Raw genomic sequence first — 12,786 nt, 5'->3', positions numbered from 1 at the left:
TTCGCAAAAATTTCGTTCTGACTGGCTTGACGTGTTTACTATAAAGACAATAGTTAATACAGGGCCATATGCTCTCTAAGCTCTTCCTGAATAACGACAAATATCGCCGAATTCGGCTCTCTCTGGGGTCGCGTTGAAGATGATAAAAAAAATCAGTGGTCGCCATGCTGTGTCTGGCCTGGTGGGGATTTCAGCCTGCCTGTTTTTTTGTAATACAGCGTCTGCCTGGCAACAGGAATATATCGTTTCAGACGCCCAAAATAATACGGCGGAACGCTATACATGGGACGCGGATCACCAACCGCGCTATGAGGATATTCTCGCGGAGCGTATTCAGTCTTCGCAAAATGCGCCGGGTCTTGCTCTGAATATACCGTCTGGCAGCACGACAGAGGGGGCGATGAGCGTAGGCTGGAATTTTCCCGTTTCAGCGCGAATTACCACCGGCCCGGTGGTGGCGTGGCGGTACGACGGCACGGCTCCTATGATGATTAACGAGTTTGGTGATAGCGCGTCGACACAGTCAGTTACGGACCCGCTCTGGCATGCCAGCGTCAGCACGCTGGGGTGGCGTGTTAACACCCAGTACGGCGATCTCCGGCCCTGGGCGCAGATCAGCTATAACCAACAGTTTGGTGAAAACCAGTGGAAATCGCAGTTTGGTATGCCGCAAACGCCAGCTCCTGCCCAAAACGGCAGCTGGATGGATGTCACCGTGGGAACGGATATTCCCTTTAATACGCACATGGCGGCCTATGCCTCGCTGGCTCAGGGGGAGCATACCACCACCGGTGAGGAGTTTTTATACACCCTCGGCGTCAGCGCCAATTTCTAGCGTTGTTACTTTTTTAAACGTTACGATAACATCTCGAATACAATAACCACGGGCTTTACAGCGATAGCAGATACTAACACGCTGTCGCTTTATTCCCGTGCCAGGTCATTCATTCCCGATTCCAGGCATTTCATTCCGTTCCGCCTGCATTTCATGCCGTTTTACCCCAGGCATATTGAGGTTTTGTTTATCGTTGTCCTCAGCGAATTCCCTCAATTTATCTTGCAGGACAACTGCCATGAACACATCAACCTATAACCGCACGCGCTGGCTCACGCTCTTTGGTACCATCGTCACTCAGTTTGCGCTGGGATCGGTCTATACCTGGAGCCTGTTTAACAGTGCGCTTTCTGACAAACTCGGCGCACCGGTCAGCCAGGTCGCGTTCTCCTTTGGTTTGCTGAGCCTGGGTCTGGCGATTTCATCTTCCGTCGCGGGCAAGCTGCAGGAGCGTTTTGGCGTGAAGCGCGTGACCATGGCGTCCGGCATCCTGCTGGGGCTGGGCTTTTTCCTGACCGCGCATTCCAGCAATCTGATGATGCTCTGGCTGAGTGCGGGCGTGCTGGTGGGACTGGCGGACGGCGCGGGCTATCTGCTGACGCTGTCAAACTGCGTGAAGTGGTTCCCGGAACGTAAAGGCTTAATCTCCGCGTTTGCCATTGGTTCTTATGGTTTGGGCAGCCTCGGGTTCAAATTTATCGATGCCCATCTGCTGGCGTCCGTTGGCCTCGAAAAGACCTTCATGATCTGGGGCGCAATCGTGCTGGTGATGATTCTGTTCGGCGCCACGCTGATGAAGGATGCGCCGCAGCAGGAAGTGAAATCCGTGAATGGCGTGGTGGAGAATGATTTCACCCTCGCGCAGTCCATGCGTAAACCGCAGTACTGGATGCTGGCGGTGATGTTCCTGACGGCCTGCATGAGCGGCCTGTATGTCATCGGCGTGGCGAAAGATATCGCGCAGGGGATGGTGAAACTGGATGCAGCCACGGCGGCCAACGCGGTGACTGTGATCTCCATTGCTAACCTCTCCGGTCGTCTGGTCCTCGGTATTCTGTCCGACAAAATCGCCCGCATCCGCGTGATTACGATTGGGCAGGTGGTCTCGCTGGTCGGTATGGCGGCGCTGCTGTTCGCTCCGCTGAATGAAGCCACCTTCTTCGCGGCAATTGCCTGCGTGGCCTTTAACTTCGGCGGCACCATTACCGTCTTCCCGTCACTGGTGAGCGAGTTCTTTGGCCTGAACAATCTGGCGAAAAACTACGGCGTGATCTATCTGGGCTTCGGGATCGGCAGTATCTGCGGCTCGCTGATTGCTTCCCTGTTCGGCGGGTTCTACGTAACCTTCTGCGTGATATTTGCCTTGCTGATTATCTCCCTGGCGCTGTCAACCACGATTCGCCAGCCGCAACGTGAAGTTTTTAAAGAAGTTCATGCATAATCGCGACGAGAAAGGCCGGTAATCCGGCCTTTTTATTTTCTTAACCTGGAAATAAAGCGATTTTGTCTGTTTTTGGATTTGCTTTTTTGTAAATAACTGTACTGATCACACTCTCTGCTGCCACTTTTCCGCTTCCCTGTGGTCTACTTACCACGCCTGTAGACGTTTCATTGAACGATCCCCTGAGCGTATGTCTAATCTGCCCACTTTTTTGATTGAGGTGGGCGGCGGTATTGTCCCTTTTTCCGGGTAGCTTGCATGAAATACATTAAATCGATGGCGCAACAAAAGCTCTGCTTTTTGCTGGCGTTGTACATCGGCCTGTTTATGAACGGCGCAGTTTTTTTCCGTCGGTTTGACGGTTACGCGCATGATTTTACCGTCTGGAAAGGAATTGCAGCGGTTGTCGAATTGGTCGCTGCGGTACTGGTCACCTTCTTTTTATTCCGTATTCTTACCCTGTTTGGCCGTCGCGTGTGGCGAGTGCTGGCAACGTTTATCGTGCTGTGCTCGGCGGGTGCCAGCTATTACATGACTTTTATGAACGTGGTGATTGGCTACGGCATTATTGCCTCGGTGATGACCACGGATATCGACCTCTCTAAAGAGGTTGTGGGGCTGCACTTTATCCTCTGGCTGGTAGCGGTCAGCGCCTTGCCGCTGCTGCTCATCTGGAGCAACCGCTGCCGCTATACCCTTGTTCACCAGATCCGCACGCCAGGAAAGCGATTCAGAAGCGTCGCCGTGGTGCTGCTGGCGGGCCTGATGGTCTGGGGGCCGATTCGTCTGCTGGAGGTGAAGCAGAAGAATGATGAGCGTACCTCCGGCGTGGATATGCCGAGCTACGGTGGCGTGGTTGCCAACTCGTATTTACCGTCTAACTGGATCTCCGCGCTAGGGCTGTATGCGTGGGCGCAGGTGGATGAGTCCTCGGATAATAAGTCGCTGATAAACCCGGCGAAGAAGTTTACCTATGTGGCGCCAAAGGATATCGACGATACCTACGTCGTCTTTATTATCGGAGAGACCACACGCTGGGATCATATGGGCATTCTCGGCTATAACCGTGATACCACGCCTAAACTGGCGCAGGAAAAGAACCTGATTGCCTATCGTGGCTATTCCTGTGATACCGCCACCAAGCTTTCCCTGCGCTGCATGTTTGTGCGCGAGGGCGGGGCGAGCGACAACCCGCAGCGTACGCTAAAAGAGCAAAACGTCTTCTCGGTGCTGCATCAGCTTGGGTTTACCTCCGACCTCTATGCGATGCAGAGTGAGATGTGGTTCTACAGCAACACCATGGCGCAAAACATCTCCTACCGCGAGCAGATTGGCGCAGAGGCGCGCAACCGTGGCAAACCTGTCGATGACATGTTGCTGATTGATGAGATGAAACTCTCACTCAACGGGAATCCTGATGGTAAGCATATGATCATCCTTCATACCAAAGGGTCGCACTTTAACTACACGCAGCGCTACCCCCGCAGCTTTGCCAAATGGACGCCGGAGTGCGTCGGAGTGGATAAAGACTGCACCAAAGCCCAGTTGATTAACTCTTATGACAACTCCGTGATGTATGTGGATCACTTTATTGATTCGGTGATTGACCAGGTTCGCGATAAGAAGGCTATTGTCTTCTATGCGGCGGACCACGGTGAATCTATCAATGAGTTCGAACATCTGCACGGTACGCCACGCAAGATGGCGCCGCCGGAGCAGTTCCGCGTGCCAATGATGGTGTGGATGTCCGATAAGTACCTGGAAGACCCGGAGAAAGCGAAGATGTTTGCCCATCTGAAGAAAGAGGCGGAAATGAAGGTGCCGCGTCGTCACGTTGAGCTGTACGACACCATTATGGGTTGTCTCGGCTACACCTCACCGAACGGTGGGATTAACGAAAACAACAACTGGTGTAAACTCCCTGATAACAGCGCAAAAGCCGCGCAGTAGCTGCTCTGGCGAGAATATCGCCAGTTGAATGGCTTTTTGAAAATAAGGGATTGACGGGGGCGCACCTCAGCAGTAAGATGCGCTCCGCATTCGGCGAGTAGCGCAGCTTGGTAGCGCAACTGGTTTGGGACCAGTGGGTCGGAGGTTCGAATCCTCTCTCGCCGACCACATTCTGAAAAGGGCTAACCGTAAGGTTAGCCCTTTTTGCATTATGGCCTTAGCTCTTCAGAGTAATCAAAACGCCCCTTACGCCCGCTTCTCCCTGCCTGTTAACGATTTTGTGACATAATCCATTGTATTTTTTTATATATAGATTGATCTTTTTTCGCGTTGCTTATGGATAACCTCAGCATTTTTCGCTGTGCGTTTTAACGTTCGCGGTATTTAGTGCTCAGATAATCACCATTCTGCAAGAAAATTTACCCATTCTGAATAAAAGTTAATCACTGATTGTTGCGAAATATGAAGATAGTTGTGCTGCAACATGGCGAGTAGCATAAATTTCCCTGCTGAAAACTGACGCTCATGGTTTTTTTAATCTTTGTTTGCGGTTTCTCACACTCAGCGTAAATCCCCGTCACCTGTATTGACGTTTTCACATTCTGTTGACAGATTGTAGGGCATGAGGGGCATTTCAGGGACGATCTGCGCTGCAACTCAAACGCTCTTCTGAAAGGATTCTCCATCCCTTTAACGCCTTCGGGCACCTCCGACCGGACCGGGTAAAAAATAAATAAAGGTCTGGCGGCGTAACACAACAAAGCAAAACATCACATTGGAGCAGAATAATGAGTATTTCCTTGAAGAAGTCAGGGATGCTGAAGCTTGGTCTGAGCCTGGTGGCTATGACCGTGGCAGCAAGCGTACAGGCAAAAACCCTGGTTTACTGTTCTGAAGGCTCGCCGGAAGGCTTTAACCCACAGCTCTTTACCTCTGGTACGACTTACGATGCAAGCTCTGTACCGATCTATAACCGTCTGGTTGAATTCAAAACCGGTACCACGGAAGTGATTCCGGGTCTGGCCGAGAAGTGGGACGTCAGCGAAGACGGTAAAACCTACACCTTCCACCTGCGCAAGGGCGTGAAGTGGCAGGACAGCAAAGAATTCAAACCAACGCGCGACTTTAACGCCGACGACGTTGTGTTCTCCTTCGACCGTCAGAAAAACGCTCAGAACCCGTACCACAAAGTCTCTGGCGGCAGCTATGAATACTTCGAAGGGATGGGTCTGCCGGATCTGATCTCTGAAGTGAAAAAAGTGGACGATAATACCGTTCAGTTCGTGCTGACACGTCCGGAAGCACCGTTCCTGGCTGACCTGGCCATGGACTTCGCCTCAATTCTGTCCAAAGAGTACGCGGACAACATGCTGAAAGCCGGTACGCCGGAAAAAGTCGACCTGAACCCAATCGGTACCGGTCCATTCCAGCTGCTGCAGTACCAGAAAGACTCCCGTATTCTGTATAAAGCATTCGAAGGCTACTGGGGCACCAAGCCGAAGATTGATCGTCTGGTCTTCTCCATCACGCCGGATGCGTCAGTACGTTATGCAAAACTGCAGAAAAACGAATGCCAGGTGATGCCATACCCGAACCCGGCTGACATCGCCCGCATGAAGCAGGATAAGAACATCAACCTGCTGGAGCAGGCTGGCCTGAACGTGGGCTATCTCTCCTTCAACACCGAGAAGAAACCGTTTGATGACGTGAAAGTGCGTCAGGCGCTGACCTACGCGGTGAACAAAGAAGCGATCATCAAGGCGGTTTACCAGGGCGCTGGCGTTGCAGCCAAAAACCTGATCCCACCAACCATGTGGGGCTATAACGACGACGTTAAAGATTACTCCTACGATCCTGAGAAAGCGAAAGCGCTGCTGAAAGAAGCGGGCCAGGATAAAGGCTTCACCGTTGAGCTGTGGGCGATGCCGGTACAGCGTCCGTACAACCCGAACGCACGCCGTATGGCAGAAATGGTTCAGGCTGACTGGGCGAAGATTGGCGTACAGGCCAAGATTGTGACCTACGAGTGGGGCGAGTACCTGAAGCGCGCCAAAGCGGGTGAGCACCAGGCAGTGATGATGGGCTGGACCGGTGACAACGGGGATCCGGACAACTTCTTCGCTACCCTGTTCAGCTGCGCGGCGGCAAAAGACGGTTCTAACTACTCTCGCTGGTGCTACAAGCCGTTTGAAGATCTGATCCAGCCGGCGCGTGCGACCGACGATCACAACAAACGTATTGAACTGTACAAGCAGGCGCAGGTTGTTATGCACGATCAGGCTCCGGCGCTGATTGTTGCTCACTCCACCGTGTACGAGCCAGTGCGTAAAGAAGTGAAAGGCTACGTGGTTGATCCACTGGGCAAACACCACTTCGAAAACGTATCGGTTGAATAATTAAAAGCAACGCCAGGCGGCGCTGCGCTTGCACTGGCCTACGGTATGTAGGCCGGGTAAGCGTAGCGCCACCCGGCAGCAGTGCTTAATTCTCTCTCTGAAAGGAGAGGGGATAAGATTTGTGAGCAATACAGACGTCACGCCACTGGTCGTGCGTCATCAGAGAGAATCCGGGTTATGTTGCAGTTCATCCTCCGACGTCTGGGACTTGTTATCCCCACGTTTATCGGTATCACCCTTCTCACTTTTGCCTTCGTCCATATGATCCCCGGCGACCCGGTAATGATTATGGCGGGCGAGCGTGGTATTTCCCCTGAGCGCCATGCACAGCTGCTGGCTGAACTCGGCCTCGATAAGCCAATGTGGCAGCAGTATCTCCACTATATCTGGGGCGTGCTGCACGGTGATTTAGGGATTTCACTGAAAAGCCGTCTTCCGGTGTGGGACGAGTTCGTGCCGCGTTTTAAAGCGACGCTGGAGCTTGGCGTCTGCGCCATGATTTTCGCCACCGCGGTGGGTATTCCTGTCGGAGTACTGGCTGCCGTTAAGCGTGGCTCTATTTTTGACCACACCGCCGTGGGCCTGGCGCTGACCGGCTACTCCATGCCTATCTTCTGGTGGGGCATGATGCTGATCATGCTGGTCTCGGTGCAGCTTAACCTGACACCGGTCTCCGGGCGCGTCAGCGATATGGTCTTCCTGGATGACACCAACCCGCTCACCGGCTTTATGCTGATTGATACGGCTATCTGGGGCGAAGAGGGCAACTTCATGGATGCCGTCGCGCATATGATCCTGCCTGCCATGGTGCTGGGCACCATTCCTCTGGCGGTGATCGTGCGTATGACCCGTTCATCGATGCTGGAAGTGCTGGGTGAGGATTATATCCGCACCGCGCGCGCCAAGGGCCTGACGCGTATGCGCGTCATTATCGTCCATGCGCTGCGTAACGCCATGCTGCCGGTGGTGACCGTTATCGGTCTCCAGGTGGGGACATTGCTGGCGGGGGCGATCCTGACCGAAACCATCTTCTCCTGGCCGGGCCTGGGCCGCTGGCTGATTGACGCGCTGCAACGCCGTGACTATCCGGTGGTGCAGGGCGGTGTGCTGCTGGTCGCGACGATGATTATCCTCGTCAACCTGCTGGTCGATTTGCTGTACGGCGTGGTGAACCCGCGTATTCGTCATAAGAAGTAAGGGGCCATCATGTCACAGGTTTCTGAAAACAAAGTTGTTGCTGCACCGGTTCCGATGACGCCGATGCAGGAGTTCTGGCACTACTTCAAGCGCAACAAAGGCGCGGTGGTGGGGCTGGTGTATGTCGCTATCATGATCCTGATTGCGGTGTTTGCGAACGTCCTCGCGCCGTATAACCCGGCGGATCAGTTCCGCGATGCGCTGCTCGCCCCGCCTGCCTGGCAGGATGGCGGTAGCCTGGCGCACCTGCTGGGGACCGATGATGTGGGCCGCGATGTGCTGTCGCGTCTGATGTACGGTGCGCGCCTGTCGCTGCTGGTCGGCTGCCTGGTGGTGGTGTTATCCCTGATTATGGGGATCGTACTGGGTCTGGTTGCCGGCTACTTCGGCGGTATCGTTGATAACATCATCATGCGTATCGTCGACATCATGCTGGCGCTGCCAAGCCTGCTGCTGGCCCTGGTGCTGGTGGCGATCTTCGGTCCGTCGATCGGTAACGCCGCCCTGGCGCTGACGTTCGTGGCGCTTCCTCACTACGTGCGTTTAACCCGTGCGGCGGTGCTGGTGGAAGTGAACCGCGATTACGTCACCGCCTCTCGCGTGGCAGGTGCCGGTGCGATGCGCCAGATGTTCGTCAATATCTTCCCGAACTGCCTTGCGCCGCTGATCGTTCAGGCGTCGCTCGGTTTCTCTAACGCCATTCTCGATATGGCCGCTCTTGGCTTCCTGGGCATGGGTGCGCAGCCGCCAACACCGGAGTGGGGCACCATGCTCTCCGACGTGTTGCAGTTCGCACAAAGCGCCTGGTGGGTTGTCACCTTCCCGGGTCTGGCAATCCTGCTGACGGTGCTGGCATTTAACCTGATGGGTGATGGCCTGCGTGATGCGCTTGATCCCAAACTGAAGCAGTAAGAGGCACGAGATGGCGTTATTAAATGTAGATAAATTATCGGTGCACTTCGGCGATGAAGGCACCCCGTTTCGCGCCGTGGACCGCATCAGCTATAGCGTAAATCAGGGCGAAGTGGTTGGCATTGTCGGGGAGTCCGGTTCCGGTAAGTCAGTGAGCTCGCTGGCGATCATGGGGCTGATTGATTACCCGGGCCGCGTGATGGCGGAAAACCTGCAGTTCAACGGTCAGGACCTGAAGCGCATTTCTGAGAAACAGCGCCGCCAGCTGGTGGGTGCGGAAGTGGCGATGATTTTCCAGGATCCGATGACCAGCCTGAACCCGTGCTACACCGTCGGTTTCCAGATTATGGAAGCAATCAAGGTGCATCAGGGCGGGAATAAGAAAACGCGTCGTCAGCGGGCGATCGACCTGCTGAACCAGGTGGGCATTCCTGACCCGGCATCGCGTCTGGACGTTTACCCGCACCAGCTTTCAGGCGGGATGAGCCAGCGCGTGATGATCGCCATGGCGATTGCCTGTCGGCCAAAGCTGCTGATTGCGGATGAACCGACGACGGCGCTGGACGTGACCATCCAGGCACAGATCATCGAGCTGCTGCTGGAGCTGCAGCAGAAAGAGAACATGGCGCTGGTGCTGATTACGCACGATCTGGCGCTGGTGGCTGAAGCTGCGCACAAAATCATCGTGATGTATGCCGGCCAGGTGGTCGAGACCGGAAATTCACACGATATCTTCCGCGCGCCGCGTCACCCGTATACCCAGGCGCTTTTACGCGCGCTGCCGGAGTTTGCTCAGGATAAAGCGCGTCTGGCGTCGCTGCCGGGTGTGGTGCCGGGCAAATATGACCGTCCGCAGGGCTGTCTGCTTAATCCGCGCTGTCCGTATGCGACGGACAAATGCCGGGCGGAAGAACCAGAGCTGAACCAGCTGGCTGACGGTCGTCAGTCGAAATGCCACTACCCACTCGATGATGCCGGGAGGCCAACACTATGAGTACGCAACAGGCCACCACGCAACAGCCGCTGTTGCAGGCCATCGACCTGAAAAAATATTACCCGGTGAAGAAGGGGCTGTTTGCCCCTGAACGCCTGGTGAAAGCGCTGGACGGCGTCTCCTTTAACCTCGAACGCGGTAAAACGCTGGCGGTGGTGGGGGAGTCCGGCTGCGGGAAATCCACGCTGGGCCGTCTGCTGACGATGATTGAAGTGCCGACCGGCGGCGAGCTCTATTATCTGGGGCAGGATCTGCTCAAGCACGACCCGCAGGCGCAGAAGCTGCGTCGCCAGAAAATCCAGATTGTGTTCCAGAACCCGTACGGTTCGCTGAACCCGCGTAAAAAGGTGGGGCAGATTCTGGAAGAGCCGCTGCTGATTAACAGCAATCTGAGCAAAGAGCAGCGCCGTGAAAAAGCGCTGGCGATGATGGCGAAGGTCGGCCTCAAAACCGAGCACTATGACCGCTACCCGCACATGTTCTCCGGCGGCCAGCGTCAGCGTATCGCCATCGCACGCGGGCTGATGCTTGACCCGGACGTGGTGATTGCCGATGAGCCGGTGTCGGCGCTCGACGTCTCCGTACGGGCGCAAGTGCTGAACCTGATGATGGATCTCCAGCAGGAGCTGGGGCTCTCTTACGTGTTCATCTCCCACGACCTGTCGGTGGTGGAGCATATTGCCGATGAAGTGATGGTGATGTACCTGGGGCGCTGCGTGGAGAAGGGGACCAAAGACCAGATCTTTAATAACCCTCGTCACCCGTACACCCAGGCGCTGCTGTCTGCGACGCCGCGTCTGAACCCGGACGATCGTCGTGAGCGCATAAAGCTGACGGGAGAGCTGCCAAGCCCGCTGAATCCGCCGCCGGGATGTGCATTCAACGCCCGCTGCAGCCGCCGCTTTGGCCCCTGCACCCAGCTACAGCCGCAGTTAAAGGAGTATGGGGGGCAGCTGGTGGCCTGCTTCGCGGTCGATCAGGATGAAAATGGCGAGAAGCCACACGCATAACGAAAAAAACCGGCGCTAAGCCGGTTTTTTTATGTCTGCTTGATTATTTCCGCAGGCGAATCTGGTCGACGGCGTGCTTCTCGCTCTTGGTGAGGATCAGGCTCGCACGCTCGCGCGTCGGCAGGATGTTCTCTTTAAGATTCACATAGTTGATCTCATTCCACAGCCCCGTCGCCACATTGATCGCTTCTTCTTCAGAAAGCTGAGCATAGTGGTGGAAATAGGAATCCGGATCGGTGAATGCCCCTTCACGGAACTTCAGGAAGCGGTTGATGTACCAGTTCTGCAGCAGGTCTTCCGGCGCATCGACATAAATAGAGAAATCGACGAAATCCGAGACAAAGACGTGATGCGGATCGTGAGGATAGTCCATGCCGCTTTGCAGCACGTTGAGACCTTCCAGAATGAGAATATCCGGCTGGACCACCGTCTTATCCCCACCCGGGATGCGATCGTAGATCAGGTGCGAATAGACCGGCGCCGTCACGTGAGGCACGCCGGATTTCAGATCGGAGACAAATTTCACCAGACGGTGCATATCATAAGAGAGCGGGAAGCCTTTCTTCTTCATCAGCCCGCGTTCTTTTAATACTTCGTTCGGATGCAGGAAGCCGTCGGTCGTGATCAGCTCCACGCTGCGGTGTTCCGGCCAGCGGCTCAACAGTGCCTGCAGGACGCGTGCGGTGGTGCTTTTACCCACGGCCACGCTGCCTGCGATACTAATGATATAAGGAATGCGTTGACCGTTCGTCCCGAGAAACTGCTCCAGCACCGCCTGACGACGCAGGTTCGAGCTGATATAGAAGTTAAGCAAGCGCGAGAGGGGGAGATAAATTTCTGCCACTTCTTCAAGGGACAGATCTTCGTTTATCCCTTTTAACCGTGCGATTTCACCTTCCGTCAGCGTCATAGGGACGGAATCACGCAGGGCAGCCCACTGGCTGCGGTTAAAGTGAAGATAAGGCGTCATTAACGTTTGCTCTTTTTTGCTCATAAGCATGCTTCAGTGAGCCAGCACGAAACTGCCGGATCGTGGCTCATCACACAGTTAATTTTGGACAATGGGCAGGAGGTTAACACCAGATGACAGGAATAATAAGAAAAAAGATGGAAAGCGCTGCGTTACGCGGAGGCCGTCACGCTACGGTGTTTACAGTGCAAATACCCCTTACATGTTGATTATTTGACCGTGAATGACTACTTTTACAGCGCTCAACACGCTGTTAGCATAAAATGTGAGCGAAAGAACGTTTTATGCAAATTTTTAGTTGCATGACCGCGCAGGTATCCATAGAATGCGCGCTACTTGATGCCGACTTAGCTCAGTAGGTAGAGCAACTGACTTGTAATCAGTAGGTCACCAGTTCGATTCCGGTAGTCGGCACCATCAAGTCCGGTGGGGTTCCCGAGCGGCCAAAGGGAGCAGACTGTAAATCTGCCGTCACAGACTTCGAAGGTTCGAATCCTTCCCCCACCACCACTTTCTGGCAGCGTAAATGCCGCCGGAGCTGGTTGGAAAAATTAGCCAGCTCAAACTGAAAAAGAGAGAAATCTCTTTTTTTGTTACAGAAAGAACTGGGTAGCCGAGTTTCAGGATGCGGGCATCGTATAATGGCTATTACCTCAGCCTTCCAAGCTGATGATGCGGGTTCGATTCCCGCTGCCCGCTCCAATACGTGCTGATATGGCTCAGTTGGTAGAGCGCACCCTTGGTAAGGGTGAGGTCCCCAGTTCGACTCTGGGTATCAGCACCACTTCACTTCTCCTTCCCGTTTCTCTCTGTTTCAATTTTACTGTATTCAACAATTCAGGCATTTCGCCTGGTTGATGTGGTGATATCACCGATTTATCCGTGTCTTAGAGGGACAATCGATGTCTAAAGAAAAGTTTGAACGTACAAAACCGCACGTTAACGTCGGTACTATCGGCCACGTTGACCATGGTAAAACAACGCTGACCGCTGCAATCACTACCGTTCTGGCAAAAACCTACGGTGGTTCTGCTCGTGCATTCGACCAGATCGATAACGCACCAGAAGAAAAAGCTCGTGG

At 54.4% G+C, this 12,786-nt stretch carries 10 protein-coding genes and 5 tRNA genes; 14 read left to right on the top strand and 1 reads right to left on the bottom strand.

The genetic code is table 11. From position 1 onward, the window contains the following. Positions 1-139 precede the first annotated feature (139 nt). From AA74_RS0101465 to dppF, 9 genes are all read left to right on the top strand, one after another. The gene (locus AA74_RS0101465) at positions 140-835 is read left to right on the top strand and encodes an autotransporter domain-containing protein (RefSeq protein ID WP_021242477.1); all 696 of its coding nucleotides are present in this window, start codon (positions 140-142) and stop codon (positions 833-835) included. Between the two features lie 238 nt (positions 836-1,073). After that, entirely contained in the window at positions 1,074-2,276 is a 1,203-nt protein-coding gene (locus tag AA74_RS0101455) for an MFS transporter (protein ID WP_008502767.1), read from the top strand. Between the two features lie 258 nt (positions 2,277-2,534). Beyond that, positions 2,535-4,226, top strand: a complete 1,692-nt coding sequence (eptB, locus tag AA74_RS0101450) for a kdo(2)-lipid A phosphoethanolamine 7''-transferase (protein ID WP_008502768.1) — start codon at positions 2,535-2,537, stop codon at positions 4,224-4,226. A 91-nt stretch (positions 4,227-4,317) separates the two neighbouring features. Beyond that, positions 4,318-4,394 (top strand) — tRNA-Pro (locus tag AA74_RS0101445). Positions 4,395-5,014: 620 nt separating this feature from the next. After that, entirely contained in the window at positions 5,015-6,622 is a 1,608-nt protein-coding gene (gene dppA / locus AA74_RS0101440) for a dipeptide ABC transporter periplasmic-binding protein DppA (protein WP_008502769.1), read from the top strand. Positions 6,623-6,799: 177 nt separating this feature from the next. Continuing rightward, a complete protein-coding gene (gene dppB, locus AA74_RS0101435) occupies positions 6,800-7,819 on the top strand; it encodes a dipeptide ABC transporter permease DppB (RefSeq protein ID WP_024909087.1) in 1,020 nt (339 codons plus the stop codon). Positions 7,820-7,828: 9 nt separating this feature from the next. After that, positions 7,829-8,731 (top strand): dipeptide ABC transporter permease DppC, encoded by a 903-nt coding sequence (gene dppC / locus AA74_RS0101430; protein ID WP_008502771.1) that lies wholly within the window; start codon positions 7,829-7,831, stop codon positions 8,729-8,731. Between the two features lie 10 nt (positions 8,732-8,741). Beyond that, positions 8,742-9,725, top strand: a complete 984-nt coding sequence (dppD, locus tag AA74_RS0101425; RefSeq protein ID WP_008502772.1) for a dipeptide ABC transporter ATP-binding protein — start codon at positions 8,742-8,744, stop codon at positions 9,723-9,725. After that, complete coding sequence (gene dppF, locus AA74_RS0101420; RefSeq protein WP_025910474.1) at positions 9,722-10,735, top strand: dipeptide ABC transporter ATP-binding subunit DppF; 1,014 nt, start codon at positions 9,722-9,724, stop codon at positions 10,733-10,735. The genes dppD and dppF overlap by 4 nt, the downstream gene beginning before the upstream one ends. A 43-nt stretch (positions 10,736-10,778) precedes the next feature. On the opposite strand, the gene coaA is transcribed toward dppF, so the two are convergent. Beyond that, positions 10,779-11,729 carry a type I pantothenate kinase gene (gene coaA / locus AA74_RS0101415; protein ID WP_021242480.1) on the bottom strand — a complete coding sequence of 317 codons (951 nt, stop codon included), beginning with the start codon at positions 11,727-11,729 and terminating at the stop codon, positions 10,779-10,781. Between the two features lie 317 nt (positions 11,730-12,046). On the opposite strand from coaA, the gene AA74_RS0101410 reads away from it, so the two are divergent. From AA74_RS0101410 to AA74_RS1000000122550, 5 genes are all read left to right on the top strand, one after another. Further along, positions 12,047-12,122, top strand: a tRNA-Thr gene (locus AA74_RS0101410). 8 nt (positions 12,123-12,130) lie between these two features. Continuing rightward, positions 12,131-12,215: transfer RNA gene (locus AA74_RS0101405), tRNA-Tyr, on the top strand. 117 nt (positions 12,216-12,332) lie between these two features. Further along, a tRNA-Gly gene (locus AA74_RS0101400) sits at positions 12,333-12,407 on the top strand. Between the two features lie 6 nt (positions 12,408-12,413). Then, a tRNA-Thr gene (locus AA74_RS0101395) sits at positions 12,414-12,489 on the top strand. Between the two features lie 118 nt (positions 12,490-12,607). Next, the coding region (locus AA74_RS1000000122550) for a GTP-binding protein (RefSeq protein WP_010287081.1) at positions 12,608-12,786 on the top strand (179 nt) is incomplete at its 3' end.

It is taken from the genome of Enterobacter sp. 5-4 (assembly GCF_000612205.1).
In the GTDB taxonomy this organism is placed as follows: Bacteria; Pseudomonadota; Gammaproteobacteria; order Enterobacterales; family Enterobacteriaceae; genus Enterobacter; species Enterobacter roggenkampii.
The sequence above is the reverse complement of the archived record's forward strand: the minus strand, read 5'-3'. Positions and strand labels throughout refer to the sequence as shown.

Bases quoted from the DNA above. Each gene is read 5' to 3' on its own strand.
- AA74_RS0101465 (WP_021242477.1), top strand. From the start codon at position 140: ATGATAAAAAAAATCAGTGGTCGCCATGCTGTGTCTGGCCTGGTGGGG.
- AA74_RS0101455 (WP_008502767.1), top strand. From the start codon at position 1,074: ATGAACACATCAACCTATAACCGCACGCGCTGGCTCACGCTCTTTGGT.
- eptB (WP_008502768.1), top strand. From the start codon at position 2,535: ATGAAATACATTAAATCGATGGCGCAACAAAAGCTCTGCTTTTTGCTG.
- dppA (WP_008502769.1), top strand. From the start codon at position 5,015: ATGAGTATTTCCTTGAAGAAGTCAGGGATGCTGAAGCTTGGTCTGAGC.
- dppB (WP_024909087.1), top strand. From the start codon at position 6,800: ATGTTGCAGTTCATCCTCCGACGTCTGGGACTTGTTATCCCCACGTTT.
- dppC (WP_008502771.1), top strand. From the start codon at position 7,829: ATGTCACAGGTTTCTGAAAACAAAGTTGTTGCTGCACCGGTTCCGATG.
- dppD (WP_008502772.1), top strand. From the start codon at position 8,742: ATGGCGTTATTAAATGTAGATAAATTATCGGTGCACTTCGGCGATGAA.
- dppF (WP_025910474.1), top strand. From the start codon at position 9,722: ATGAGTACGCAACAGGCCACCACGCAACAGCCGCTGTTGCAGGCCATC.
- coaA (WP_021242480.1), bottom strand. From the start codon at position 11,729: ATGAGCAAAAAAGAGCAAACGTTAATGACGCCTTATCTTCACTTTAAC.